The sequence below is a fragment of the Acidovorax sp. genome (assembly GCF_046314175.1).
Classification (GTDB): domain Bacteria; phylum Pseudomonadota; class Gammaproteobacteria; order Burkholderiales; family Burkholderiaceae_C; genus Acidovorax.
On record NZ_JBKBXG010000009.1, the window covers coordinates 1 to 21548 of the forward strand.

General features: G+C 64.7%; 21 protein-coding genes. 11 read left to right on the forward strand and 10 right to left on the reverse strand.

Annotated elements, in window-relative coordinates:
• The 3 genes from ACK4OE_RS03880 to ACK4OE_RS03890 all read right to left on the reverse strand — a co-directional run.
• A partial coding sequence (locus ACK4OE_RS03880; protein WP_409883181.1) for a hemolysin family protein occupies positions 1-931 on the reverse strand: 931 nt, incomplete at its 3' end.
• A 230-nt stretch (positions 932-1161) separates the two neighbouring features.
• Positions 1162-1434 carry a hypothetical protein gene (locus ACK4OE_RS03885; RefSeq protein WP_409883183.1) on the reverse strand — a complete coding sequence of 91 codons (273 nt, stop codon included), beginning with the start codon at positions 1432-1434 and terminating at the stop codon, positions 1162-1164.
• Positions 1435-1513: 79 nt separating this feature from the next.
• Entirely contained in the window at positions 1514-2272 is a 759-nt protein-coding gene (locus tag ACK4OE_RS03890; protein ID WP_409883185.1) for a GNAT family N-acetyltransferase, read from the reverse strand.
• Positions 2273-2585: 313 nt separating this feature from the next.
• On the opposite strand from ACK4OE_RS03890, the gene ACK4OE_RS03895 reads away from it, so the two are divergent.
• The 3 genes from ACK4OE_RS03895 to ACK4OE_RS03905 all read left to right on the forward strand — a co-directional run bounded on the left by ACK4OE_RS03895 (position 2586) and on the right by ACK4OE_RS03905 (position 4792).
• Positions 2586-3185 carry a DUF1566 domain-containing protein gene (locus ACK4OE_RS03895; RefSeq protein ID WP_409883187.1) on the forward strand — a complete coding sequence of 200 codons (600 nt, stop codon included), beginning with the start codon at positions 2586-2588 and terminating at the stop codon, positions 3183-3185.
• 90 nt (positions 3186-3275) lie between these two features.
• Complete coding sequence (locus ACK4OE_RS03900; protein ID WP_409883188.1) at positions 3276-4415, forward strand: zinc-binding dehydrogenase; 1140 nt, start codon at positions 3276-3278, stop codon at positions 4413-4415.
• Between the two features lie 197 nt (positions 4416-4612).
• On the forward strand, positions 4613-4792 hold the full coding sequence (locus tag ACK4OE_RS03905; protein ID WP_409883189.1) for a CsbD family protein: 180 nt from the start codon (positions 4613-4615) through the stop codon (positions 4790-4792).
• Between the two features lie 132 nt (positions 4793-4924).
• On the opposite strand, the gene arsB is transcribed toward ACK4OE_RS03905, so the two are convergent.
• The 5 genes from arsB to ACK4OE_RS03930 form a co-directional block, all read right to left on the reverse strand.
• Positions 4925-5941 carry an ACR3 family arsenite efflux transporter gene (gene arsB, locus ACK4OE_RS03910; protein ID WP_409883191.1) on the reverse strand — a complete coding sequence of 339 codons (1017 nt, stop codon included), beginning with the start codon at positions 5939-5941 and terminating at the stop codon, positions 4925-4927.
• A 114-nt stretch (positions 5942-6055) separates the two neighbouring features.
• Complete coding sequence (locus ACK4OE_RS03915) at positions 6056-6556, reverse strand: arsenate reductase ArsC (protein ID WP_409883192.1); 501 nt, start codon at positions 6554-6556, stop codon at positions 6056-6058.
• Between the two features lie 68 nt (positions 6557-6624).
• Positions 6625-6957 (reverse strand): ArsR/SmtB family transcription factor, encoded by a 333-nt coding sequence (locus ACK4OE_RS03920; protein ID WP_409883193.1) that lies wholly within the window; start codon positions 6955-6957, stop codon positions 6625-6627.
• Positions 6954-8261, reverse strand: coding sequence for an organoarsenical effux MFS transporter ArsJ (arsJ, locus tag ACK4OE_RS03925; RefSeq protein WP_409883194.1), 1308 nt, complete (start codon positions 8259-8261; stop codon positions 6954-6956). Before arsJ ends, ACK4OE_RS03920 begins: the two co-directional genes overlap by 4 nt.
• 5 nt (positions 8262-8266) lie before the next feature.
• Positions 8267-9313 carry an ArsJ-associated glyceraldehyde-3-phosphate dehydrogenase gene (locus ACK4OE_RS03930; RefSeq protein WP_409883195.1) on the reverse strand — a complete coding sequence of 349 codons (1047 nt, stop codon included), beginning with the start codon at positions 9311-9313 and terminating at the stop codon, positions 8267-8269.
• 176 nt (positions 9314-9489) lie between these two features.
• Here ACK4OE_RS03930 and modA point away from each other — a divergent pair, with 176 nt between their 5' ends.
• The 6 genes from modA (at position 9490) to ACK4OE_RS03960 (ending at position 16963) form a co-directional block, all read left to right on the forward strand.
• Entirely contained in the window at positions 9490-10287 is a 798-nt protein-coding gene (gene modA / locus ACK4OE_RS03935) for a molybdate ABC transporter substrate-binding protein (RefSeq protein ID WP_409883196.1), read from the forward strand.
• Between the two features lie 50 nt (positions 10288-10337).
• The gene (gene modB, locus ACK4OE_RS03940) at positions 10338-11003 is read left to right on the forward strand and encodes a molybdate ABC transporter permease subunit (protein ID WP_409883197.1); all 666 of its coding nucleotides are present in this window, start codon (positions 10338-10340) and stop codon (positions 11001-11003) included.
• The gene (locus ACK4OE_RS03945) at positions 11000-12172 is read left to right on the forward strand and encodes an ABC transporter ATP-binding protein (protein WP_409883198.1); all 1173 of its coding nucleotides are present in this window, start codon (positions 11000-11002) and stop codon (positions 12170-12172) included. Before modB ends, ACK4OE_RS03945 begins: the two co-directional genes overlap by 4 nt.
• A 234-nt stretch (positions 12173-12406) precedes the next feature.
• Positions 12407-13495, forward strand: a complete 1089-nt coding sequence (locus tag ACK4OE_RS03950) for a DUF6817 domain-containing protein (RefSeq protein WP_409883199.1) — start codon at positions 12407-12409, stop codon at positions 13493-13495.
• A 125-nt stretch (positions 13496-13620) separates the two neighbouring features.
• Positions 13621-14418: a MetQ/NlpA family ABC transporter substrate-binding protein gene (locus tag ACK4OE_RS03955; protein WP_409883200.1), complete on the forward strand. Its 798-nt coding sequence runs from the start codon at positions 13621-13623 to the stop codon at positions 14416-14418.
• A gap of 199 nt (positions 14419-14617) precedes the next feature.
• A complete protein-coding gene (locus tag ACK4OE_RS03960) occupies positions 14618-16963 on the forward strand; it encodes a putative bifunctional diguanylate cyclase/phosphodiesterase (protein ID WP_409883201.1) in 2346 nt (781 codons plus the stop codon).
• Here the strand turns inward: ACK4OE_RS03960 and ACK4OE_RS03965 are convergent.
• The gene (locus ACK4OE_RS03965) at positions 16922-18418 is read right to left on the reverse strand and encodes an alanine/glycine:cation symporter family protein (protein ID WP_409883202.1); all 1497 of its coding nucleotides are present in this window, start codon (positions 18416-18418) and stop codon (positions 16922-16924) included. The genes ACK4OE_RS03960 and ACK4OE_RS03965 overlap by 42 nt on opposite strands.
• Before the next feature lie 257 nt (positions 18419-18675).
• Positions 18676-19320: an FMN-dependent NADH-azoreductase gene (locus ACK4OE_RS03970; protein WP_409883203.1), complete on the reverse strand. Its 645-nt coding sequence runs from the start codon at positions 19318-19320 to the stop codon at positions 18676-18678.
• A 167-nt stretch (positions 19321-19487) separates the two neighbouring features.
• Here ACK4OE_RS03970 and ACK4OE_RS03975 point away from each other — a divergent pair, with 167 nt between their 5' ends.
• Both ACK4OE_RS03975 and ACK4OE_RS03980 read left to right on the forward strand, forming a co-directional pair.
• Positions 19488-20435, forward strand: a complete 948-nt coding sequence (locus ACK4OE_RS03975; RefSeq protein ID WP_409883204.1) for a LysR family transcriptional regulator — start codon at positions 19488-19490, stop codon at positions 20433-20435.
• A 233-nt stretch (positions 20436-20668) separates the two neighbouring features.
• Positions 20669-21538 carry an HDOD domain-containing protein gene (locus ACK4OE_RS03980; RefSeq protein ID WP_409883205.1) on the forward strand — a complete coding sequence of 290 codons (870 nt, stop codon included), beginning with the start codon at positions 20669-20671 and terminating at the stop codon, positions 21536-21538.
• Positions 21539-21548: the final 10 nt, after the last annotated feature.

A 21548-nucleotide genomic window follows, 5' to 3' on the forward strand; every position in this document is an offset into this window, starting at 1 on the left:
TCACAAACGCCATGTGCACGTCCGACAGGCGAAAGTTGTCCAGCAGTTCCATGCCGGTGATGGTCTCAGGAACATACAACGCGGTTTGCAGCGGCTGATCAGCCAGGCCGTGCGTCTTGTCCCGCAAAGTGCGCGACAGCCACTGGCGTGCGTTGATCACGCCCAGGATATTCGCCATGCCACCCTTGACGACAGGAAAGCGCGCGTGGTCCGAAGCCTCAATGCGGCGCAGGTTTTCTTCCAGAGAGTCTTCCAGGTCGAGGCACACCACATCCCCGCGCGGCACCATCAGCGACCCGATCTGCCGGTCATCCAGCCGGAACACATTGCGCACCATGGTGTGCTCGTGCGACTCGATCACGCCCGCAGTGGTGCCCTCGACCAGCATGGCGTGGATCTCTTCTTCCGTCACCGGGCTGCCGCTGGTTTCCTTCACGCCCATCAGGCGCAGCAGCGTGCGGGTGGAGGTGGACAGCAACAGAACAAACGGCTTGGTCGCAATGGCCAGAAAGTTGATGGGCCGTGCCACCAGGCGGGCAAAGGTTTCGGGGTACGACTGCCCAATGCGCTTGGGCACCAGTTCGCCCACCACGATGGAGAAGTACGTGATCAGCACCACCACCAGGCCGGTGGCCGCGTAGCTGCCAAAAGGCATGGGAACGCCCAGTGCTTCAAGCCACATCGCCAAAGGCCCGGCCAAAGCCGCCTCACCGACGATACCGTTCAGGACGCCAATCGACGTGATGCCGATCTGGATGGTGGACAAAAAACGCGTGGGGTCTTCGCCCAGCTTGACGGCAGCGGCGGCGCCGCTATCACCCTCATCAATGAGCTTCTGCAACCGGGCTTTGCGGGCCGTGACCAGGGCGATCTCGGACATGGCAAACAGGCCGTTGAGCAGGATGAGGGCGAAGAGTATGGCAATTTCCATGATGGAGTTTTGTGGTTTTGGGTACGGGCGCCGCCACGGATTTGAAATGGGGCTAGGGCGCAGTTACCGGGACGAGACGGGGAGGGCAGATACAGAGCGCAGGCCCTGAGCAGACGGTTGCCGAGGGCTGCGCAAGCCTTCAAAAGAAGGTGCTGGTGGCGGGGCCAGGCGTGCGTTGCGCGAGAGGTGCGTCTGAAAGCGATCAGGCGATCAGGCGGGGTCGGGCACGGTCAGGCCAAGGAGCCTGAGGTCTTGGGCGGTTTGTGCGGTGGATCGACCACCGCAGAGAGAGACCGGTTGACCGGGTTGGGAACGGAATCCACCGAATGAACGGCCCCCGCGCCGACCAGTGGGTGGGGTTCCAGCTGGTCTGGAAGATCACCCTTGTCGTCCATCAAGGCGTGATCGTCTGCGTCCGAAAGCACCCCCGGTGGTGTGAGGCCACCCGGGGCGCCCTGTGCGGTGACTTCTGCCCCCTGGGGGCCAAAGACCGCTGGATTCAAACCCGCAGCAGAAAACCCTACGCACAGCAGAAAGTGGAGGATCAAAACCGCGAGAAAGCGCCGTAGCATGGTGGGCGAATTATAGGGACCGCCCCGGCACCCGATAGTGGTAGCCGTATGCAGCCCTGAATCCCATGCCCTCGTAGAGGCGCAGCGCAGGCGTGTTCTGCGCCCGCACCTGCAGGTAGGCGGATGTGGCGCCTGCGTCTGCGGCCCAGTGCAGCAAGGCCTCTACCAGCGCCTGGCCCCGGCCTAGGCCCCGGTGCTGCGGGGCCACAGCCAGGTCGTACAAGCCCACCGCGCCGCGCTCCAGCACCGCCAGGCCAAAACCCACCGCCTGGCCCTGCGCGTGCTGCACCGCAAAGGCGGTGGGGTGGGCAATGGCTTGCACCATGGTGCGGTGCAGGGCGCGGTGGTGCAGTGCCACGGCGTTGGCAGCGCCAAACCCGTCCAACCATGCGTCTGACGCGGTGGGCATCACGGTGGTGCTGCCATCGGGTTTTGCCAGCCCGGCGAGCGGCCGGTGCAGCACCACCGACGGGTCGAAATGCTGGTACCCCGCGTCCGCCAGTTCCTTGTCCGCCTCGGGTGGGGCCAGGGGCGACAACCTGAACACCGTGGGTAACCCATGCCGCGCATACAAGGTTGCGGCGGCCTCGCGCACGCCATCAAAAGGCGTCCCCGGCACCAGCGCGTTCACCGAGTTGGCGCGCTTGGTGTACCCGCCTGACAGCCGAAACACCCACCCTCGGTGAAACACGGTCTGGTGCGCGGGCCAGGCGTTGAGGGCGCGCTCTTCCAGGGCACGGACCAGGGCAATGGGGGCGGTGTCGGTCATGGTGGGGTTATACCAACCGGTTGTGCAGATCGGCGAGGTGCGGGGCAGGGCGGCCGTGTGGCCGCACTCCTTCTGTGTAGATGTTTTTACTACTAAAAAAATAGCTATCAGCGCTTTATTTATAAGCGGTATGGCCTGTTTTTATGCAAATTTTCCGCTGCGTCCGGCGGGTAACCGCACTGAGTCACTGCGCCCATGGTTGACATCCATCGGGGGCGTTTATCGCCGGATCGGGTAGGGTGTGCACACAGTCCTGCAATCCCTTGTCCATAGTCCGTCCATGAACCTGTCTTCGCCTCGTCGTTTCCTCCGCTTGAACTTGTGCCTTGCCGTCGGTGGGTTCGGACTGTGCTTGTTACCGTCGTTGCTGGCGGCTGCCCCGCCCTCACCCCAACCCCCGCCCGCGGCCGAGTGGCTGGTGTCCGAAGACGGCGCAACCGTCATCGACCTGCGCGCCCAATTGGCCTGGCCCCGTTGCGTGGAGGGCATGCAGTGGACGGGCAAGACCTGCACGGGCAGCCCCTTGCTGCTGGACCGCGCCGAGGCCGCTGCGCTGGCTACCGCGCGCTGGAAGGCCGACGGAGTGGCCTGGCGCCTGCCGCGTGCGGCAGAGCTGCAGCGGCTGGTCAACAAGTCGGCCAGCCCGCCGGGCATCGACCCGCAGTTGTTCCCGGCCGCGCCAGACCTTTGGTATTGGTCGTCCACCGCCAACGTCAGTGGCCTGCGCAACAATCAGTACAACTACAACACCATCCGCCAAAGCCGCGAGGGTGACAGCGCCGGTCAGATGGCCATGCTCAACGGCTGGGCTGTCAGCCTGTCTACGGGCGAAGCCCGTGGCGACGTGGCACGCACCAGCAAACTGCCCGTGCGGCTGGTGCGCCCCCAACTGGCGAACGCGCCAGCGCAGTGAGTCGCGTCCGCAGCAGCATTTCGCGGCAGCACGCCGACAATGGGGGCCACTTGCGGCGCGCGCGCTGCCCACTCTGACAGAGAGCCTTCCATGACCCAGTCCATCCCCACCACTGCACTGCAACTTCGCTCGCTCGTACAGGCAGACGGCAGCTTGCAGATCAGCCTGGAGCCCACGCCCGTTCCCACCCCAGGGCCCGACGAGGTGCTGATCCAGGTGCAGGCCACGCCCATCAACCCGTCAGACATCGGCCTGCTTCTGGGCCCGGCCGATCTGTCCACCGTGCAGGTTACTGGCAGCGACGACCGGCCTGTAGTGACTGCGCGCCTCCCAGAACGCGCCATGCCCGGCATGGCGGCACGCATTGGACAGAGCATGCCTGTGGGCAATGAGGGCGCTGGCCTGGTGGTGGCCGCAGGCTCGTCCCCAGCAGCGCAGGCGCTGTTGGGCCGCACGGTTGCGGTGATTGGTGGCGCCATGTACACGCAGTACCGCGTCATGCCCGCAGCGCAGTGTTTGCCGCTGCCCGTGGGCACCACAGCGGCCGAGGGCGCGTCTTGCTTCGTCAACCCGCTCACCGCACTGGGCATGGTCGAGACGATGAAGCGTGAAGGTCATACCGCGCTGGTGCACACCGCCGCAGCCAGCAACCTGGGCCAGATGCTCAACAAGATTTGCCAGAAGGATGGCATTGGCCTGGTCAACATCGTGCGCAAGCCCGAGCAGGCGGCGCTGCTGCGCGGCATCGGTGCCCAATACGTCTGCGACAGCAGCGCACCTACTTTCATGGCTGACCTGACCGACGCGCTGGCCGCCACAGGCGCCACCATTGCGTTCGATGCCACGGGCGGCGGTACCCTGGCCGGGCAGATCCTGCAATGCATGGAAAGCGCCATCAACCGCAACGCCAAGGAGTACAGCCGCTACGGGTCCGCCGTGCACAAGCAGGTCTACCTGTACGGCCACCTGGACACCCGTCCCACAGAGATCCAGCGCACGTTTGGCATGGCATGGGGCATTGGTGGCTGGTTGCTGTTTCCGTTCCTGGGCAAGATCGGCGACGCCGCCGCACAGTCGCTGCGCGAGCGTGTGGCTGCGGAACTGAAGACCACGTTTGCCAGCCACTATGCGCGCACCGTGTCGCTGGCTGGGGCACTGAGCGCGGACGCCATTGCGTTCTACGGGCCGCGCAATACAGGGGCGAAAGTGCTGATTGATCCGTCGCTTTGAAGGCGTGACTGCACGGCGAGACGGCAGGAGCGCGGGGAAGAACCGCGCGTTCGCCGACCACGTGCGCAAGCCCACGTAGGTGTGCGCCGACGCTTTTCTATGGCGCTTTCCGGCGGCCAGATGCTTTTTGGGTTCTTAACATTTCTGCAGATGCACAGCAAACCTGCGGTGCACAAAACCCGTCGAAAGGATTTGAAATGAACACCGATCAAGTAAAGGGCGCAGTGAAGGAAGTGGCTGGCAAGGTTCAGCAAAAAACGGGCGAGCTGATTGACAGCCCTGAGCAGCAAGTCAAGGGCGCCGCCAAGCAGGTGGAGGGCAACGTCCAGAAGAACTACGGCGACGCGAAAGAAGCCGTCAAAGACGCTGCCAAGTAATAGGGGGCGCCATGCGGGGCCTGGGCCCTGCATGGCGCCAACAACCGTTCTCCAACACCAGCTGCCCAACCTGGGTAGCAGAGCACTTGCCGCCTGCACAAATCGTTACAGCGGCTGCTTGTGCTGACCGCTTCAGGCCGCGTCCCGTGGCCGCCACGCATTCACAATAGCTACCAGCGACAGCATCACCGGCACCTCCACCAGCACGCCCACCACCGTGGCCAGCGCCGCGCCGGAGTTCAGGCCAAACAGCGAGATCGCCACGGCCACGGCCAGTTCGAAGAAGTTCGACGTGCCGATCAGGCAGGCAGGCCCGGCCACGTTGTGCGGTAGTTTGAGCCACCGGGCGCCCGCCCAGGTGATGAAGAAGATGCCGTAGCTTTGCACGATGAGCGGTATGGCGATCAGCACGATGACCAGCGGCTTGTTCACGATGGTGCCTGCCTGAAAACCAAACAGCAGCACCACGGTGGCGATCAGGCCCACCACGGACCAGGGCTTGAGCTGCGCCACAAAGTCCGACACGGCGCGTGCGGACTTTTTCTGCAGCAGGTGCCGGGTTGCCATGCCTGCAACCAGCGGCAGCACCACGTACAAAACGGTGGACAGGACCAGCGTTTGCCATGGCACAGTGACGTTGGTCACACCCAGCAAAAACGCGGCGATGGGTGCGAACGCAAACACCATGATGATGTCGTTGACGGACACCTGCACCAGTGTGTAGTTGGCATCACCCTTGACGAGCTGGCTCCAGACAAACACCATGGCGGTGCAAGGCGCCACGCCCAGCAGAATCATGCCCGCGATGTACTCGCTGGCCGACTGCGGGTCTACCCACGGCGCAAACAGGTACTGAAAGAACAGCACGCCCAGCGCGGCCATGGTGAAGGGCTTGATGAGCCAGTTGACCACCAGCGTCAGCAGGAGGCCCTGGGGCTTTTTGCCCACGTCCTTGATGGCGGTCCAGTCGATCTGGATCATCATCGGGTAGATCATCACCCAGATGAAAACGGCCACCACAAGGTTGACATGTGCAACTTCCAGCGCGGCTACGGCCTGGAACAAGCCCGGCACCGCCAGGCCCAGGCCCACCCCGGCAAGGATGCCCAGCGCCACCCAGACGCTGAGAAAACGTTCAAACAATCCCATGGTGAATCCTTGTTGTTGTGTTGTAGTTGGTTGATCGAAGCTCAAAGGCAAACAGGCCTGGCCGCATGATGCAGCCAGGCCCAGGGGAAGAGCGAGTGCGCTTTATGGTTGCACTCAGCCCTTTTCGCTGCCGATGCGGTGCAATTCGGTTTGCAGCGACAGCTTGTCAAGCTTGTCAAACGGCAGGGCCAGAAAGATCGTGATGCGGCGGTTCAGCGTGATGAAGGCGTCGCTGAACGCACGTTGCTTTTCTTCTTCGGTGCCCTGCGCGGCAGCAGGGTCGGGCACGCCCCAGTGGGCTGACATGGGCTGGCCGGGCCACACAGGGCAGACCTCGCCCGCGGCGTTGTCGCAGACGGTGAGCACAAAGTCCATGGCGGGTGCATCGGGTGTGGCAAATTCCTCCCAGTTCTTGCTGCGCAGGCTGTCGGTGCGAAAGCGGTTGCGCTGCAGCAGCTCAACCGCATACGGGTTCACGCGGCCCGCAGGTTGGCTGCCCGCGCTGTAGGCGCGGTAGCGCCCGGCGCCCAGCTGGTTCAGGATGGCCTCGGCCATGATGCTGCGCGCCGAGTTGGCGGTGCAGATGAAAAGAACGTTGAAGACGCGGTAAGACATGGGAGGTCTTTCTTTCTTGCAGTGGGTTGTCGGTGGTGGGTAAGTCGGAAGGTCAACAGGTCAGCAAATCAGCAGGTAGTGCATTGCACGGATGTGGCGGTGTTGTCCAGGCAAGGTTCGCCCTGGCAGCAGTTGGCGGTCAAAAAGCCCAGCAGCTTGTTCATCGCATCGATGTGGGTGCGGTAGATGAGGTTGCGGCCATCGCGTTCTTGCGTGATCAGCCCGGCGTGTGTCAGCTCTTTGAGGTGAAACGACAGCGAGGTGGGCGATATGCCCAGTGCCTCGGCCATCTGGCTGGGTGTGGCGCCCTGCGGACCTGCCACCACCAGCAGGCGGAACGCGCGCAGGCGTGACTCCTGCGCCAGTGCGGCCAGGGCTTGTACGGCTTCGTTGTCGGTCATGCGGTGTCTCCTTGGATGGGGGGCGGGGTAGCGGCAGGGCGCGCCAGCGTGGTGGGCAGTGCCAGCGTGACAAGCCAGCAGATGATCAACATCAAGGCCGACCCAATCAGTGCATATAGCAGCCCGCCCCACTGGTACAGCAGGCCCGAGAGCAGCGTGCCCATGAAGCGGCCCGCAGCATTGGCGGCGTAATAGAAGCCGACATCCTCTGCCGCTTTTTCGCTGCCTGCGTAGGCAAGAATGAGGTACGAGTGCACGGACGAGTTGACGGCAAACGCGACGCCAAACACCCCCAGCCCCGCCACCACCACCCACTCCAGGTGGGGGACTTGCAAGTAGACGACCACGGCGAGTGCTACGGGGACCAGCGCCAGCGCGGCAGACCACCAGCGCGCAGCGGGCACCTCGGCCGTCAGGCCATCGGCACTGCGCTTGACGATCTGGGGTGCCAGCGCCTGCACCAGGCCGTAGCCAATGGTCCAGGCCGCCAGAAAGCCGCCGACCATGGTGAAGGTCCAGCCTGACGCATACAGAAACACGGGCACGCCCACCACAAACCACACATCGCGTGCGCCAAACAGCGCCACGCGCGCAGCGGCTAGCAGGTTGATGGCGCGGCTTTTGGCAAACAGCTCCTTGGCCGATTTGGAGGCCTTGGCCTTGCCCATGAGGGGCGGCACAAACACCACCACGCCCACCAGCACCAGCGCCAGCAGCCCGGCCATGGCCCACAGCGCACCGCGAAAACCCAGCAAGTCCAGCAGCAAGCCACCCAGGAAGAAGCCCACGCCCTTCATGGCGTTTTTGCTGCCGGTGAACCACGCCACCCACTTGAAGAGCTGGCCCGAGCCCTGGTTCTTGGCCTGGTCTGCCGTGATCTTGATGGCCGACTTGCTGGCTGTTTTGGTGAGGTCCTTGGCCACGCCACAAATGCCCTGCGCCACCACCACCCATGCCACCGACATCGCGGCGGTCCACTCGGGGTTGAGCAGCGACAGCAGCCCAAACCCGATGATCTGCGTGGTCAGCCCCACGGCCAGCATGCGCGCAATGCCGTAGCGCGTGGCCAGCCAGCCGCCGATCAGATTGGCAGCAATGCCTGCGGCCTCGTACAGCAAGAACAAAAATGCCAGCGTGAACGACGAATAGCCAAGCCGGTAGAAGTGCAGCAACACCAGCATGCGCAGCGCGCCGTCGGTCAGCGTAAAGCCCCAGTACGCGGCGGTGACGATGGCGTAGTTGCGCGCAGCAGCGTTGTCTGCGGGCGCGGGGGGCTGCGGGGAGGGCCGCACGGTGCTGGTCATGGTGGTCAGATACCCACGTTTTGCATGTGGCAGGCCAGGTCCACCATGCGGCAGGCGTAGCCCATTTCGTTGTCGTACCAGGCGTACACCTTCAGCAGCGTGCCGTCGGTGACCAGGGTGGACAGCGCATCGACGATGGAGCTGCGCGTGTCGCCGGCGTAATCGGCGCTGACCAGGGGCCGCTCGTCATAGCCCAGGATGCCTGCCAGCGGGCCTTGCGCTGCGGCGGCTGCAAACAGTGCGTTGACAGCCTCGGCGGTGGTGGGCTGGTTCAGCTCGAACACGCAGTCGGTCAGCGACGCGTTGAGCACCGGTGCCCGCACGGCGTGGCCGTTGAGCTTGCCCTTGAGTTCGGGGTAGATGAGTGCAATGGCCGTGGCGCTGCCCGTGGTGGTGGGGGCCAGGCTCATCATGGCGCTGCGGGCACGGCGCAGGTCTTTATGCGGTGCGTCCACCACCAGGTTGGTGTTGGTGGGGTTGTGGATGGTGGTGATCTGCCCGTGGCGGATGCCAAGGTTTTCGTGGATCACCTTCACCACCGGCGCCAGGCAGTTGGTGGTGCACGACGCGGCGGTGACGATACGGTCACGGGCGGGGTCGTAGCGCTCGTGGTTCACGCCCACCACGATGTTGAGCACATCGCCGGTCTTGACCGGCGCCGCCACGATCACGCGCTTGGCACCGCGGTCGAAGTGGCCTTGCAGGGCCTCGGGAGTGAGGAACTTGCCCGTGCATTCCAGCACCACGTCCACCCCCAGGTCGCCCCAGGGGATGTCGGCTGCGGTGGCGTGGCTGCTGAAGGACAGCTGCTGGCCGTCGATGCGGATTGCCTCATCGCCCTCGGCGGCTATGTCGGCACGCCAGGTGCCCTGCACGGTGTCAAACGCCAGCAAGTGGGCTGTGGCGGCGGCGCCGCCCTTGATCTCGTTGAGGTGCACCACCTCCAGCCGGTTGGCGACACGCGGGTCGTTGGAAGGGCGGTGTGCAGCGCCCATTGCAGCGCGCAGTGCCAGGCGACCGATGCGGCCCATGCCGTTGATACCTACTTTCATGTTCAGTGCTCCTCTGTGTTCGGATGGGAATAATTTTATATTTCGATAATCGTTGAATTATTGATGGATTGTGTGGCGCTTTGATGACAGCCGCCATGCCGCCGTCCCGCCGGGCGTTTCGCTCCGCGTGTCATGCGCTGGTAGAGTTCCGTCGCCTCGTCTCTCAGGAACCCGCCATGCGCCCGCACTCATCCCGACTCCGCCTGTGGTGCGCCAGCGCGGTTTTGCTGTGGGCCACTCTGCCGCCGCCCTTGCACGCCCAGACGGCGCCACCGCCCACCGTGGCGGCCGCATCCGACCTCAAGTTCGCCATCGAGGAAATCGCGGCGCGGTTTGAAAAGGAAACCGGCCACCGTCTGCGGCTGGTGTTTGGTTCGTCGGGCAACTTCAAGACGCAGATCTTGCAAGGTGCGCCGTTTCATCTGTTCATGTCGGCCGATGAAGGCTTTGTGTATGAGCTGGCCGACGCCGCTAAAACGCTGGACCGGGGCCGCGCGTATGCGGTGGGGCGCATTGGCATCATCGTTCCTGCGGGGTCGCCGCTCAAGGCCGATGGCGAGCTCAAGGACTTGGCCGCTGCGCTCAAGGATGGCCGACTGCAAAAGTTTGCCATTGCCAACCCCGACCACGCCCCCTACGGTGCCCGCGCCAAAGAGGCTCTGCAGCACGCCGGCCTTTGGAGCCAGCTGCAAGGCAAGCTGGTGCAGGGCGAGAACATTTCGCAAGCGGCGCAGTTCGCCACCTCGGGCTCCACGCAAGGCGGCATCATTGCGCAGTCGCTTGCGTTGGCGCCGTCGGTGGCCCAGCGCGGCACGTTCCAGCTGATCCCCGAAAGCTGGCACCAGCCGCTCAAGCAGCGCATGGTGCTGATGCGCGATGCACCACCCGGTGCGCGTGCTTTTTATGACTACCTGGGCACCCCTGCGGCGCAGGAGGTCATGGTGCGCTACGGCTTTGCAGTGCCGAACAACTGAACGACACGCCCCCATACCGCAAAGATGGACAGGCTTTGAGCAGGAACCCCATGGATTGGCAAGCACTGGTACTTTCGTTGGAGCTGGCTGCGGTCACGCTGCTGGTTCTTTTGCCCCCAGGGCTGCTGCTGGCGCGCTGGCTTGCAGTCACCCGTTTCAAGGGCAAGGCGTGGGTGGAGGCGCTGGTGGTGCTGCCTTTGGTGTTGCCGCCCACCGTGCTGGGCTACTACCTGCTGGTGTCGCTGGGCGGCGCCTCGCCCGTAGGGCGGTGGTTGTCAGACACGCTGGGCGTGGGGCTGACCTTCAATTTTCTGGGGCTGGTGGTGGCCTCGGTCATCTTCAACATTCCCTTCATGGTGCAGCCCGTGCAGCGCGCGTTCGAGGCCATTCCGCGCGACCTGGGCGAGGCGGCCGCTGTGAGTGGGCTGAGCGCATGGCAGACCTTCTGGCGCGTGGAGCTGCCCCTGGCCTGGCCGGGCATTGTGTCGGCCATGGTGCTGACTTTTGTGCACACGCTGGGCGAGTTTGGCGTGGTGCTGATGGTGGGGGGCAGCATTCCCGGCGAGACCCAAACCATTGCCATATCGATTTATGACCGCGTGCAGTCGTTTGACCTGGCGGGCGCCAATCAGATGGCGCTGCTGGTGGTGGTGTTTTCGCTGGTGGCGGTGGGCGCGTCGTTCTTTGCGTCGGCACGGCTGGCGGTGCGGCGATGAGTACACCTCAAGACCTGCCGGAGCGGGCTCTGGCTCTGGAGCTGGACGTAGAACAGACACTGCCCATGCCGCTGTCGGGCAGCCTGCGCTGTGGCCCTGGCGAACTGGTGGCACTGGTGGGGCCATCGGGCGCGGGCAAAACCTCTCTGATGCGCATTCTGGCGGGCCTTATGCGGCCCCAGAGCGGCCGTGTGGTGGTGGGCGGGGAGGTGTGGTGCGACACCGCACAAGGCATCTTTTTGCCACCGCAGCGGCGCCATGTGGGGCTGGTGTTTCAGCACTACGCGCTCATGCCGCACCTCAGCGCGCAAGGCAATGTAGCGCTGTCGCTGTTGCACCTGCCTGCTGCGCAGCGCGCGCAGCAGGCCCGCCATTGGCTGAACCATGTGGGGCTGAGCGCTGACCAGCAGCAGCGCAAGCCTGCGGGCCTGTCGGGCGGGCAGCAGCAGCGCGTGGCGGTGGCCCGCGCCCTGGCACGCGAACCCCGGCTGATGCTGCTGGACGAACCCTTTTCCGCCGTAGACCAGATGAACCGCGAGGGCCTGTATCGCCTGCTGGCCGACCTGCGGCGCGAGTTGTCCATCCCCATCGTGCTGGTCACGCACGACCTCAATGAGGCGCGCATGCTGGCCGACCGCCTGGTGGTGATGGACGCCGGTCAGGTGCTGCAGCAGGGCACACCGGCGTCCATTCACAACGCTCCACGCAATGCGCGGGTGGCCGACCTGGTGGGCATCCACAACCGGTTTGCCGGGGAGTGGCTGGGCCCTGCCGAGGGGTTGGCAGGGCAGGGGATGTTGCGCTGGTTGCCCCCCGGCTGCGCTGACGCCAACGCGCTGGTGATGGACCACAACCTGCCCTTGCTGACCGTGCGCGACAAGGGCAAGCTGCCACCCGGCCAGGCCGTGAACTGGGTCGTGACCAGCGATGGCATCACCCTGTTGGCGCCCCAGGCAGCGTGCGAACCTGGGGACCTTGCTGCGCAGGTGGTGGAGGCGCGCCATCTGGGCGAGATATCGCTCATCACGCTGTCGCTGGCGGCCGTGCCCGGCGCGCGCATGACGCTCACCCTGTCGGGTATGCAGCGCCAAGACCTGGCGGTAGGGGCGCACGTGAGCGTGCGACTGGACCTTGGCCTGGTGCATGTGATGCCCGTGCGAACAGGCTAGAGGCCCCACACCTGCAGCGAATAAAAAATCAAAAACAATAGCTGCCAGCGCTTTATAGATAAGCCCTAGATGCCATTTTGACTGATATTTTTATCGACAAAAACCGACTGGCAGTCTGCATGTTGCGCCACGCGCGATACTTGCCGATACGCCGCGCGCTGGGCCCGATGATCGAGCCATCGACCCACCGGGCGCCTTGATGTACGCCCCACCCACAACGGAGACACCTGATCCATGAGCCTGCCACTTCACCCCCTGGACACCGAACTGTTGGCCCGCGCCTTGCCCTTGCTGGACGAAGAATGGCTGGCCAAGGACGCCGACCTGGCCCCCGTGCTGCCCACTGTGTTGGCCCGCAACGTGGGGCAAGACTGGCACAAGGCCGGCACCTTCCGCCACCACCTGGTGGGCGTGGCCCGCTCGCTCACACTTTGGCAGCAACCGCGCGACGTGCGCCTGCTGGGCCTGCTGCACAGCGTGTACGGCAATGCGTTTGTCGACCTGGTGAAGTTTGACCCCGCCAAGGAGCGCGCCCGCGTGCGTGAGCTGGCGGGCGAATCGGCGGAGCACCTGGTGTTTCTGTTTTGCACCCAGTCGCGCACACAGTTTGTGCAAAAGGTGCTGGCCCACGCGCTAGAGGCCGACGGCAGCATGGTGCTGGACAAGGACGGCCAGCAGCACACGCTCACGCCCTACGAGGTGGCGGCTTTCATCATTGTCAGCATGGCCGACACGATAGAGCAGTGGTTCAGCTGGCAGGACGACATCTTCTCGCGCTTTCCAGACGTGCAGCACCGTAACCAGAAAGCGCACTGGGCGGCATCGCTGTGGCCCGGCCCCATGCGGCCCAGCGGGCGCATGCTGCACCAGATTGCCGCGCTGGGCAAAGCGCTGCAGCACCCGGGCCTCAAGAACCAGCTGCCACTGCCGCCCGTGTTTGCCGATTGCAGCCAGCACCTGTCTGCCGCCAACGAGGCCGCTGCCACATCGCTGTATTGGTCGGTCATTCAGCAAGACCAGCCCCTGGTAGACCTGGACGTGGCCACCGGTGTGCTGGAGAGCGCCATCCGCCACAACCCCTGGGTGGCCGAGCCGCAAATGGTGCTGGCCCAGCTGTACCTGTCGGCCGGGCGCAAGGACGACGCCAAGGCCGCCGCGTCGAGCGCGCTGCACCTGTTCAGCGCCTGGGGCAATGCCTGGGACAAACGCGTGCAATGGGACGCCTGGGTGGCCTGGACCCGCATCCTGCTGCAAGGCGCGATGGTAGAAGGCACCTGGCCCGAACGGCTGGACAAGCTGAACAACGTTGCGCTGAGGGGGTAACGCCCGAACCCCGCGAACGCGGGGCCTTTCGTTATGCTGATGGGTTGTAAGAAAATGAAAACTTAGTTGTTCCTGTTTGATCGGGAAAACCCTAGGATGCACCCATCTCTCAACGAAAGGTATCTGTGAACAAGCGCAACCTGCTGCAAACCACTCTGGCCCTGGCCCTCACCGCTGGCTTGTCGACCGGCGCCATGGCGCAAGACAAGCCCATCAAGGTGGGCGTCACCGGCGGCCCCCACGCGCAAATTTTTGAAGTGGTCAAAAAGGTTGCCGAGAAAGACGGCCTCAAGATCCAGATCGTGGAATTCAGCGACTACGTGCAGCCCAACGCTGCGCTGTCCGCAGGCGACCTGGACGCCAACAGCTACCAGCACAAGCCCTACCTCGACGCGCAGGTCAAGGACCGCGGCTACAAGCTGGTGTCGGTGGGCTACACCGTCAACTTCCCCATTGGCCTGTATTCCAAGAAGGTCAAGAAGCTCGAAGATCTGAAGGAAGGCGCCAAGTTCGGCATCCCCAATGACCCCACCAACGGCGGCCGCGTGTTGCTGGTGCTGCAGGACAAGGGTCTGATCAAGCTGCGTGAAGGTGCTGACCTCAAGGCCACGCCGCTCGACGTGGTGAGCAACCCCAAGAAGATCAAGTTTGTGGAACTGGACGCGGCGCAGTTGCCCCGTTCGCTCGACGACCTGGACGCCTCGGCCATCAACACCAACTTTGCGCTGTCGGCCGGCCTGAACCCTGGCAAGGACGCGATTGCGCAAGAAAACGCCAAAAGCCCCTACGTCAACCTGATCGCTGTGCGCGAGGCCGACAAGGGCAAGCCGTGGGTTGCCAAGCTCGTCAAGGCCTACCAGTCGGAAGAAGTGAAGAAGTTCATCCAGACCGAGTTCAAGGGCTCGGTGCTGCCGGGCTTCTGATCGGGGGCGCAGAGCGCCCTGAAAGCACCAAAGTTTTGAGCCAAATTGGCACCTAGCGCTTACCCAGCAAGCGCTAGGTGCTATTTTTTTTGCAGGTGCATTGGCCCGTCCGTGTGCTGGGTGATTCAGGCCCCGCCACTTGCCCCCACAATGGGGAGGTTAACGTTCGGTAACACCAGGCGCCACCTCTTTCCCCTTTATGTCCTCGGCAGAACGAATCCTCACGGCGTCGTGCATCGCGGCGGTTGCGGCGTTCTATGTGGTTTCGCCCGGTGTGGCCGACGAGCGCATGCAGCTGTTTCTGGACAATGCCTCCTGGACCTTGTCCATCAGCCTGGCCGCCTGGTGGGCTTGGCAGGGGCGCGCACAGGTGCTGCCGGCCGAGCGTCAGCTCCATACCGGCCTGTTCGCCGGTGCGCTGCTGGTGGCCGTGGGGCAGATGGTGTGGAACCTGCAGGTCGCGCTGGACTGGAACCCTTTCCCCGCGCCTGCCGATCTGTTTTTTCTGACCGCCGCCCCGCTGTGGGGGCTGACGGTGATTCGCGCCACGTTCGCGCGGCTGTCGCGCGACCGTGCTTACCCTGCTGCGCTGGATTTTGGCGGCGCGGTGCTGGCCCTTGTGGCCTTCACGCTGGTCATGTACCTCCCCACGGGGGAAATGCGGTCCGCTGCCGTCGGCGCCGTTCTGGTGCTGTATCCGGCCGTGTTTCTGGCCGCTGCCGGTATCACGGCCCTGGCCATTCCCACTGTCGGCATACGCATCACGTGGTCCCATCTTTTGGTGCTGTTGGGCATGTTTGGCTACGGCCTGAGCTGGATGCACTGGAACCTGCTGGTCATCAACAACACCGCCGTGCCCGGCAGCTGGTTCAACGCCACGTTCAGCTTGGCAGCGCTGGCGCTGGGCTGGGGTGCACGCTGGCTGCGCTTTGAAGTGTCTGGCGACGCCGACTACCGCAGGCGGTGCGACCAGGCCATGAACTATGTGCCCTTGGTGTCCATGACGCTGGCTGCCATCACGCTTGCGCTGCTGTTTGTGGCGGGCGACGGGCGCCAGGGCCTGCAGATTTTGATTTTTGTTTGCTGCCTGGTCGTGCTGCTGCTTGCCGCGCTGCGCCAGGTGATTGTGGTGGGCCTGCTCAACCGCCTGCGCACCGCCGAGGCGGCAGTGCTGCGCAACGAAGAGCAGCTGTACCAGCTGGCGCATTTTGATGCGCTCACCGGGCTGCCCAACCGGCGGTATTTTGAAGACTCGCTGGAACGCGCCGTTGCCGAGGCGTCGCGCCATGCGCAGTCGCCCGACCGCCGCGTGGCGCTGCTGCTGATCGACCTGGACCATTTCAAAAGCGTGAACGAAACCTACGGCCACCGCGTGGGCGACGCGCTGCTCAGCGAGGTCGCCGCGCGCATCCGCACCCTGCTGGGGGGGCAGGGGCTGCTGGCACGCCTGGCCAACGACCAGTTCACCGTGATGCTGCTGCGCTCTGCGTCGCGCACCGAGCTGGCGCAAACAGCGGCCTCCATCGTCGAGGGACTGTCCCAGCCGTGGGACCTGTCGGAGGTGGGTGAACAGTACATGGGCGCGAGCATTGGCATCAGCCTGTTCCCCGACGATGCGGCCAATTGCGTGGAGCTGGTGCAGCACTCGCATTCGGCCCTGCACGCCACCAAAAGCGCGGGGCGCAGCTCGTACCGTTTTTACATCGAAGAGTTTACGCAGATCACCCGTGGGCGGCTGGAGCTGCGCCGCCGTCTGCACCACGCGCTGCAGGCGGGCGAGTTCGCGCTGGTGTACCAACCGCAGCTCAATCATTTGCGCCACACCGTGGGCGCCGAGGCGCTGCTGCGCTGGTCGGTGGACGGCAAGGCGGTGCCGCCTGACGAGTTCATCCCGCTGGCAGAAGACAGCGGGCTCATCGTGCCGATCGGCATGTGGGTGTTCGAGACCGCCTGCCAGCAGGTGGCGCAGTGGCGCGCTGCGGGCTGGCAGGTGCCGGTGATTTCGGTCAACGTGTCCACCATTCAGCTGCGCGAGCCCGGTTTTGCGCAGGCGCTGCTCGCTGTGGCCGAGCGGGCCGGGGTGCCGCCCGCCGGGCTGGTGCTGGAGATCACCGAGTCGCAGTTGCTGGACGAGTCGCTCTACGGCATTGCGCTGGACCTGAAGAACGCGGGGTTTGCGCTGTCCATCGACGACTTTGGCACCGGCCACTCGTCCCTCATCAAGCTGCGGCGCCTGCCGGTGGGTGAGCTCAAGATCGACAAGGTGTTTGTGCGCGACATCGTGCACGACGTGAACGACCGCGAAATCTGCGCCACCGTCAACGCCCTGGCCCGCACGCTGGGGCTGGAGGTGGTGGCTGAAGGGGTCGAGACCGAAGAGCAGTTCGAGCTGCTGGTCAAGATGGGCTGCCAGCGGTTTCAGGGCTGGCTGTTTGCGCCCGCGCTGCCGCCCGCGCTGCTGGCCGAGCGGTGGCTGCAGCGGGGCGATGCGTGGAGTTCTGAGTCAGCGCCGGTCGACGCCACTGCGGGGCCGAATGGCGCCTGACGCCAGCCCCGCCTCGTAGCGCCGCAGTTCATCGCGCACCACGGGCATCAAAAAGTACAGGCCCACCACGTTGGCCAGCGCCATCGCAAAAATCATGGCGTCTGAAAAGTCGATCACCGGCCCCAGCCCCATGCAGGAGCCAGCGACCACACAGGCCAGAAACAGCAGCTTGAACACCAGGCCCGTCACCACGTTGTCGCCCAGCAGGTACGCCCAGGCCTGCAGGCCGTAGTACGACCAGGTGACCATGGTGGAGAACGCAAACAGCACCACGGCCAGCGCCAGCACATACGGAAACCACCACACCGCGCTGGCAAAGGCGGCCGATGTCAGCGCCACCCCACGCGCGTCACCCGCTACCGGGGTGAGCCCGCCCGCATCGACATGGCCGGTGACGATGATGGCCAGCGCCGTCACCGTGCAGATCACCACCGTGTCGATGAACGGCTCCAGCAGCGCGGCGTAGCCCTGTGACACCGGCTGGTCCGTCTGCACCGCTGAATGCGCGATGGCTGCCGAGCCCACGCCCGCCTCGTTGGAAAACGCCGCGCGCTTGAAGCCTTGGATCATGGCCCCCAGCACGCCGCCTGCCACGCCCTCCGCCGAAAAAGCGCCCTGCACAATCTGCTCCGCCGCCCACAGCAACTGGTCGGCATGCAGCCCCAGCACCACCAGCCCTGCGCCCACGTAGGTGAACGCCATGAACGGCACCACCGCCTCAGTCACCCGCGCAATGGACCGGATGCCGCCCAAAATGACCATGCCCACCAGCGCTGCCAGCACCAGCCCGAACACCCAGCCCCGGCCCGCCAGCGGGCTGTCGGCACCACCCGTCACGCCCACCACTTGCTGAAAGCTCTGGTTGGCCTGGAACATGTTGCCCCCGCCCAAAGCGCCGCCCACGCAGCACACAGCAAAAAACACGGCCAGCACCCTGCCCAGCACCGGGCGGCCGCGCTCGGCCAGGCCTTTAGAGAGGTAGCGCATGGGCCCGCCCGAGACGGCGCCAGTGACCGGGTCCACATTGCGGTACTTCACGCCCAGCGTGACCTCGGTGAACTTGGAGGCCATGCCCAGCAGCCCCGCCACGATCATCCAGAACGTAGCGCCCGCGCCGCCCAGGCCGACCGCCACGGCAACGCCCGCAATATTGCCCAGCCCCACCGTGCCCGACACGGCGGTGGTTAGCGCCTGAAACGGTGTTACCTCGCCCGCCATGGCCGGGTTGGAGTAGCGCCCGCGCACCACGGCGATGGCGTGGCCGAAACCGCGGAGCTGAATGAAGCGAAACGCCAGCGTGAACACCAGCGCGGCCAGGATGAGCCAGCCCACGATGAGCGGAAACTCGGTGCCACCCACTGGCACGGCATAAAAGATGGCGCCCGACACGGCGTCGGCATATGGGGCGAGGGCGGCGCTGATGCGCTCATCCACGCTGAGGGGCGCTGGCGTCATGGCGGGGGGCTCCGGGTATGTTCTGCCGGTCATCATCCCCCACGCTTCCCCGCAGACACCTCAGCGGCCCCGTGCTGTGGTGGGGGATGCCGCTGGAGCACTTCTGTTTTGATAGCTGCCAGCGCTTGGTGGACAAGCGCTGGAGGCCAATTTGGCTTTGAATTGCCTTGAAAAACAAAACCCGGCGCAGGGCCGGGTTCGTGAGGGGCTTTAGTGCGTTAGCCCGTAGCAAAGCGCCCTCGGGCGTCAGCCTTCAATCAAGCTGCCTGCGAAACACGCCCTTGGTTGGCGGCCACGCTGGTGTGGGTGCTGATGTCCAGTTCGGCCGATGCCAGGGCGGCGGCCTTGGTGTCCGGGCCCATGGCCACCCCTTCGGCGCGCACAAAACGCACGTCGGTAATGCCGAAGAAGCCGAACACCACCTTCAGGTAGCTCTCCTGGTGTTCCATGGCCTGGCCGCCTTCGCTGGCGGAATACACGCCACCACGGGTGGACGCCACGATCACCGTCTTGCCTCCGGCCAGGCCCACGGGGCCCTTGTCGGTGTACTTGAAGGTGCGGCCAGCCTGGGCCAGGCGGTCGATCCAGGCCTTGAGCTGGCTGGGGATGCTGAAGTTGTACAGCGGCGCGCCCACCACGATCACGTCAGCCGCCAGAAACTGGCTGACCAGGGCTTCAGACAGCGCGTTTTCGGTGCGTTCCAGTTCAGTGGAAGCCGCCTGGCCGGTGCGAAAACCCATCGACTGCGCCGACAGGTGCGAGGGCGCCTGCGCAGCCAGGTCCAGGTATTGCACGGTGGTGCCAGGGTGTGCGGCCTGCCAGGCTGCCACGGTGTGGGCGGTGAGTTGGCGGGATACGGACTGTTCGCCGGTGATGGCGGAATCAATGTGAAGCAGTTGCATGAGGATCTCCTGAAACGAAAGGCCGATGGGGCTGTGGTGGTAGCCACACCGTGTGGCCAATGGATCAATTGTGGAGATCAATCCAATCGTTGATAAGGTAGGGAACTTGCGATAGATTGTTCTACCCATAGAACGAATCCCGCGCTCTCCAAACCTGTTTTCACGCCATGCAAGACCTCAACGACATGCTGTATTTCGCCGAAGTAGTGGAGCGCGGTGGCTTTGCCGCTGCGGGCCGTGCGCTCGGCATTCCCAAATCCCGCCTGTCCCGGCGCGTGTCAGAGCTGGAGACCCAGCTGGGCGTGCGCCTGCTGCAGCGCACCACGCGCAAGCTGTCTTTGACCGAGGTGGGCGAGGCGTATTTGCGCCACTGCCAGGCCATGCGCGAATCGGCCCAGGCGGCAGCCGATGTGGCGGCCCAGGTGCAGACGGTGCCTTGCGGCACCATCCGTGTGAGCTGCCCTGTGACGCTGGCGCAAACCGTGGTGGCCGAGCTGATGCCCCGCTTTCTGGCCGACTACCCCCAGGTGCGGATTGAAATGCTGGTGAGCAACCGCGCGGTGAACCTGGTGGAAGATGGCGTCGACGTGGCCTTGCGCGTGCGGCCCACGCTGGACGACAGCGGCAGCATGGTGGTCAAGCGGCTGGACCACACCACGCAGATCCTGGTGGCCAGCCCCGACCTGCTGATCCGCCAGGGCACGCCCCAAACGCTGGAAGATCTGGCAAAGCTCGACAGCATTTCCATGTCGGCGCCCGACGGGCGCTCCACCTGGAACCTCATCGGCCCCGGCGGCGTGCAGCAGATGGTGCAGCACACCCCGCGGTATGTGGCCGACGACCTGCTCACCCTCAAATATGCGGCGGTTGCGGGCACGGGCGTGTGCTGGATGCCTGATTACATGTGTCAGGACGAAATGCGCGAACGCAAACTGGTGCGCGTGCTGCCCGACTGGGCACCGGCCCCTGCCATCGTGCATGCGGTGTTCCCGTCACGCCGGGGGCTGTCTCCCGCGGTGCGGCGCTTTCTGGACTACCTGGGCGAGGCCATGCCGGGGCGCAGCAGCCTGAGTAGCCGCCAGGCTTTGCAGGGGCTGGACGGGGCGGATATCTGAAGGCGACAGGGTGCGGCGCGCGTTGTCTGCTCACAACGCTGCACAAAAACGCACAGATGTACTTGGTGAGGGTGTGACACGCGGTCGTGTCGCGCGACTTTTGCGCGAATGACCTGCCGCAGCAGGCGGACGCACTGAAAGTGCTGCGTTTTGCCCCCACAATGCAACGAATTGCAACTGCGTGGGCAGTGTTTTGTGCGGGGTACGCACAGGCCAGGCCCCAGAGATTTTTCGTGACCACCTCACATCCCATCGACCACCATATCCAGCAAGTGCGCGTGCACCCTGCCGTGCGGGCCATCGTGATCCCGCCGTGCCCCGAGTCGCTGCTGCGCCTGCAGGCCATCATGGCCGAGCCCGAGCTGGATTCGGTGGCGTTGGAGCAGCTCGCATCGTCTGATGTCGCCATGGCTGCGGCGCTGATCCGGCTGGCCAACAGCCCGTTGTATGGGCTGGCGCAGCCCGTGCAGACGGTGGGCATGGCACTCACCGTGCTGGGCTTGCGGCCGTCGGTGGAGCTGCTTGCCGCGTTCATCACGCGCAACGCGCTCATGGTGCGCTCGCCGCTGCTGGAGCATTTCTGGGAAAGCTCGCAACGCCGTGCCATTGCGTGCGAACACATCGGCCACCAGCTGTACAGCCTGGACCCCGGCCTGGGCTACAGCTTTGGGCTGTTCTGCCATGTCGGCATGCCGGTGCTGGTGAAGGCGGTGCGCGGCTATGCAGGCACGGTGACCGAAGCCCTGGCCCGCAAGGACCGCACCTTCACCCAGACCGAAAACGCCAGCCACCGCACCGACCACGCAGTGATGGGCGCCATCGTGGCGCGCACCTGGCACCTGCCGGGCGACGTGGCGCAGGCCATCTGGCTGCACCACGACTTTGCGTGCCTGGGTGACGAGCGGTTCAACCCCACGGTGCGCCACCTGGTCGCCCTGGGCCTGTTGGCCGAGTACCTGGTCAACCACCACGACAACCTGACCCCCACACGCGAATGGCTACTGCATGGCGAAGCCTGCATGCAGCACCTGGACGTGTCGGAGGACGAGCTCAACCACTGGATCGATGAACTGCACCCGGCTTTTGAGGCGGTGCGGTTCTGAGGTCCAAGTT

Excerpts from the sequence above, each read along its gene's own strand:
- modB (WP_409883197.1), top strand. The coding sequence starts at position 10,338 with ATGGATTGGCAAGCACTGGTACTTTCGTTGGAGCTGGCTGCGGTCACG.
- ACK4OE_RS03965 (WP_409883202.1), bottom strand. The coding sequence starts at position 18,418 with ATGACGCCAGCGCCCCTCAGCGTGGATGAGCGCATCAGCGCCGCCCTC.
- ACK4OE_RS03950 (WP_409883199.1), top strand. The coding sequence starts at position 12,407 with ATGAGCCTGCCACTTCACCCCCTGGACACCGAACTGTTGGCCCGCGCC.
- modA (WP_409883196.1), top strand. The coding sequence starts at position 9,490 with ATGCGCCCGCACTCATCCCGACTCCGCCTGTGGTGCGCCAGCGCGGTT.
- ACK4OE_RS03915 (WP_409883192.1), bottom strand. The coding sequence starts at position 6,556 with ATGTCTTACCGCGTCTTCAACGTTCTTTTCATCTGCACCGCCAACTCG.
- ACK4OE_RS03960 (WP_409883201.1), top strand. The coding sequence starts at position 14,618 with ATGTCCTCGGCAGAACGAATCCTCACGGCGTCGTGCATCGCGGCGGTT.
- arsB (WP_409883191.1), bottom strand. The coding sequence starts at position 5,941 with ATGGGATTGTTTGAACGTTTTCTCAGCGTCTGGGTGGCGCTGGGCATC.
- ACK4OE_RS03905 (WP_409883189.1), top strand. The coding sequence starts at position 4,613 with ATGAACACCGATCAAGTAAAGGGCGCAGTGAAGGAAGTGGCTGGCAAG.
- ACK4OE_RS03900 (WP_409883188.1), top strand. The coding sequence starts at position 3,276 with ATGACCCAGTCCATCCCCACCACTGCACTGCAACTTCGCTCGCTCGTA.
- ACK4OE_RS03890 (WP_409883185.1), bottom strand. The coding sequence starts at position 2,272 with ATGACCGACACCGCCCCCATTGCCCTGGTCCGTGCCCTGGAAGAGCGC.
- ACK4OE_RS03975 (WP_409883204.1), top strand. The coding sequence starts at position 19,488 with ATGCAAGACCTCAACGACATGCTGTATTTCGCCGAAGTAGTGGAGCGC.
- ACK4OE_RS03970 (WP_409883203.1), bottom strand. The coding sequence starts at position 19,320 with ATGCAACTGCTTCACATTGATTCCGCCATCACCGGCGAACAGTCCGTA.
- ACK4OE_RS03920 (WP_409883193.1), bottom strand. The coding sequence starts at position 6,957 with ATGACCGACAACGAAGCCGTACAAGCCCTGGCCGCACTGGCGCAGGAG.
- ACK4OE_RS03930 (WP_409883195.1), bottom strand. The coding sequence starts at position 9,313 with ATGAAAGTAGGTATCAACGGCATGGGCCGCATCGGTCGCCTGGCACTG.
- arsJ (WP_409883194.1), bottom strand. The coding sequence starts at position 8,261 with ATGACCAGCACCGTGCGGCCCTCCCCGCAGCCCCCCGCGCCCGCAGAC.
- ACK4OE_RS03945 (WP_409883198.1), top strand. The coding sequence starts at position 11,000 with ATGAGTACACCTCAAGACCTGCCGGAGCGGGCTCTGGCTCTGGAGCTG.